We start from the raw sequence: 3,205 nt of genomic DNA, 5'->3' as shown, positions 1-3,205 counted from the left end.
GCTTCGGCGTTCGCCATGAAGCGGTACGGGCCCTTCCGTACGAGAGCGGGGGGTCAGAACTTCGGGTCCGGCGACTGGGCGTGGACGAGTTCGGCCGCTTCCTCCGGGGTCTCCACCGAGGGCGGGGAGCCGTCGAGGGGCTTCTGGGCGGTCTCCTTCATGCAGGCCACCGAGACCACGCCGACCAGGGCCGCGGCCATCGCGTAGTACGCGGGCATCAGGTTGGTGCCGCTCCAGCTGATCAGGGCGGTGACGACCAGCGGGGTCGTGCCGCCGAAGATCGACGCGGAGAGGTTGTAGCCGACCGAGAGGGAGCCGTACCGGACGCTCGTGGGGAAGAGGGCCGGGAGGGCGGCGGACATGGTGCCGAGCATGCAGACCAGGGAGAGGCCCAGCATCAGCAGGCCGATGGCGACGGCCGGGATGCTGCCCTGCCGGATCAGCAGGAACGAGGGAAGCGAGAGCGCCAGGAAGCCGAGCATGCCCGTCATCAGCAGCGGCTTGCGGCCGAAGCGGTCGGAGAGCTTGCCGACCTGGCTGATGACCAGCATGAGGAGGACCATCACCACGAGCAGGACGAGCAGTCCGTGGGTCTCGCTGTAGCCGAGCTCGTCGGAGAGGTACGTCGGCATGTAGGAGAGCAGCATGTAGTCGGCGATGTTGTACGCGCCGACCAGGCAGATGCAGAGGATCAGCGTCGGCCAGTAGTCGCGGAAGATCCTGGCGAGGTCGCCCTTGGTGGTGGTCTCCACGCTGTCGGCGGCCTCGGAGGCGTGGGCGGTGCCGCCCTCCAGCTTCTGGAAGGCGGGGGTCTCGTCGAGGCGGAGCCGGAGGTAGAGGCCGACCAGGCCGAGGGGGCCCGCGACGAGGAAGGGGACGCGCCAGCCCCAGCTCTCCATCTGGCCGGTGTCGAGGAGTGCGTAGAGCACGGTGACCAGGCCTGCGGCGCCGACGTATCCGGCGAGGGTGCCGAATTCGAGGAAGCTGCCGAAGAAGCCGCGGCGCTTGTCGGGGGCGTACTCGGCGATGAAGGTCGAGGCGCCGCCGTACTCGCCGCCGGTGGAGAAGCCCTGGAGCATCCGGAAGAGGATCAGCAGTACGGGTGCCCAGACGCCGATCGTGCCGTGCGAGGGGATGAGGCCGATGGCGAAGGTGCCGATCGCCATCATGATCATCGTGAGGGCGAGGATCTTCTTGCGGCCGATCCGGTCGCCCATCGGGCCGAAGAACATGCCTCCGAGGGGCCTCACGAGGAAGGCGACGGCGAAGGTGGCGAAGGAGGAGAGCAGCTGGGTCGTGTCGTTCCCGGACGGGAAGAAGACGTGCCCCAGGGTGACGGCGAGGTAGGAGTAGATGCCGAAGTCGAACCACTCCATGGCGTTGCCGAGGGAGGCCGCCTTCACCGCGCGCTTGACGGCCCGGTCGTCGGTGACCGTGATGTCGGTGCGGCGGAGTCTGGGGTTCTGACGTGTGCGGATCGCCCGGAAGAGCGTGGGGTGGCGCCTGACCGCGTCGGGGTCGGCCGTCCGGTGGGGGTCGGTGGCCGCCATGGCCGGGTCCTTTCCTCGGAGGTGTTCCGGGGGAGGCTTCTGTGCAGTCATGGCGGTTGCAAACCGATTCATGGGGGGATGCGAGTTCCCTCACAGCGTCGTGACAGGTTCCTGTCCGTTCCTGCGGGTCTCGGCCGGGCCGCGGCCTTTGTCAGGTCCTGAGGCACTTCGGACCGCGACACCCCTCGTCATGCGAACGTCTTCAGATCTTGAGGTCTTTGATGATCTTCGCGACGTGGCCGGTGGCCCGGACGTTGTAGAAGGCGTGCTCGATCAGGCCCTCCTCGTCGACGACGAAGGTGGACCGGATGACGCCCGTCACCGTTTTGCCGTACGACTGCTTCTCGCCGTACGCGCCGTAGGCCGCGAGGACCTCCTTGGAGGGGTCGCCGACCAGGGTGACCTTGAGGTGTTCCTGCTCGCGGAACTTCGCGAGCCGCTCCGGCTTGTCGGGCGAGACGCCGATGACGTCGTACCCGGCGCCGGCCAGCAGGTCGATGTTGTCGGTGAAGTCGCAGGCCTGCTTGGTGCAACCGGGGGTAAGGGCCTTGGGGTAGAAGTAGACGATCACCTTGCGGCCCTTGTGGTCCGCGAGCGACACGTCCTTGCCGTCGGCGTCCGGAAGGGTGAAGGCGGGGGCGGTGTCGCCGGACTGGAGTCGCTCGCTCATGGTTCTCCTCGGGTGGCGCGTGGGATGTACGCGACCGAGCGTAATAGGGGTGCCGCCGGGTGTGCGGGCGGTCGAGCTGACAGACTGTCGATGAAGGTTTACCCGACGACGACCACGGAGGCGGCGCAGTGTCGGATACGAGGACCCCTGCGCAGATCGAGGCGGACATCATCAGCAGGCGTGAGCAGCTGGCTGTGGTCCTCGACGAGATCGGGGTGCGGGTGCACCCGAAGACGATCATCGGTGACGCGAAGGCCATGGTCGCCGAGAAGGTGGACCGTACGGCGGGCCGCGCGTACGTCGCGGTGAATCGTTCGGTCTCGGACGTGAAGGCGCGGTTCGTGGCGGAGGACGGCTCGCCCCGGCTGGAGAGGGTGGTGCCGGTGGCGTTGCTCGCGGTCGGTGTGGTGGGTCTGCTGGTCGTGTCGACGCGGCGCGGGAAGAACAACGGCCGCCGCCGGAGGTAGTCGGTCCGGCGGGCCCCGGGCGGGGCCTTTCGGCCGGTCGTGCCGCGGCGCGGGAAGGATACGCGGCGCGGTGCGGAAGCGGGTGGACGTACCCCCTACGGCGTACGGGCGTCCGCCCGGCGGGTAGGTTGCGGGGCGTGAGCGACAACACCCAGGACGACAAGCTGCCCATCCGCATGCTGCACGACCGTGTGCTGGTCCGGTCCGACTCGCCGGAGGGCGAGCGCCGGTCCGGCGGCGGCATTCTGATTCCCGCGACGGCGGCGGTGGGCCGTCGGCTGTCCTGGGCCAGGGTGGTGGCGGTCGGCCAGAACGTGCGGTCGGTCGAGCCCGGGGACCGGGTGCTGTACGACCCCGAGGACCGTGCCGAGGTCGAGGTGCGGAGCGTGGCGTACGTACTGATGCGGGAGCGGGATCTGCACGCGGTGGCGGCGGACCGGTTCGAGGGCTCGGTCGATTCGACGGGGCTGTATCTGTAATCCCTCAGCATGCTCCGGTGGAGCCCGGTGACCGCGGTC

At 68.8% G+C, this 3,205-nt stretch carries 4 protein-coding genes; 2 read left to right on the top strand and 2 right to left on the bottom strand.

Annotated features, from left to right (window positions below):
• Positions 1-53: 53 nt before the first annotated feature.
• Both proP and bcp read right to left on the bottom strand, forming a co-directional pair.
• Positions 54-1,550: a glycine betaine/L-proline transporter ProP gene (proP, locus tag ACFWEP_RS33440; RefSeq protein WP_387375881.1), complete on the bottom strand. Its 1,497-nt coding sequence runs from the start codon at positions 1,548-1,550 to the stop codon at positions 54-56.
• Positions 1,551-1,752: 202 nt separating this feature from the next.
• Positions 1,753-2,220, bottom strand: a complete 468-nt coding sequence (gene bcp, locus ACFWEP_RS33435) for a thioredoxin-dependent thiol peroxidase (RefSeq protein WP_387375879.1) — start codon at positions 2,218-2,220, stop codon at positions 1,753-1,755.
• Positions 2,221-2,348: 128 nt separating this feature from the next.
• Between bcp and ACFWEP_RS33430 the strand changes: the two genes are divergently transcribed.
• Together ACFWEP_RS33430 and ACFWEP_RS33425 are read left to right on the top strand one after the other, a co-directional pair.
• The gene (locus ACFWEP_RS33430; RefSeq protein ID WP_387375877.1) at positions 2,349-2,687 is read left to right on the top strand and encodes a DUF3618 domain-containing protein; all 339 of its coding nucleotides are present in this window, start codon (positions 2,349-2,351) and stop codon (positions 2,685-2,687) included.
• Between the two features lie 137 nt (positions 2,688-2,824).
• On the top strand, positions 2,825-3,166 hold the full coding sequence (locus tag ACFWEP_RS33425) for a GroES family chaperonin (protein ID WP_387375875.1): 342 nt from the start codon (positions 2,825-2,827) through the stop codon (positions 3,164-3,166).
• Positions 3,167-3,205: the final 39 nt, after the last annotated feature.

The sequence above is a fragment of the Streptomyces sp. NPDC060198 genome (assembly GCF_042728415.1).
Taxonomy (GTDB): Bacteria; Actinomycetota; Actinomycetes; order Streptomycetales; family Streptomycetaceae; genus Streptomyces.
The sequence above is the reverse complement of the archived record's forward strand: the minus strand, read 5'-3'. Positions and strand labels throughout refer to the sequence as shown.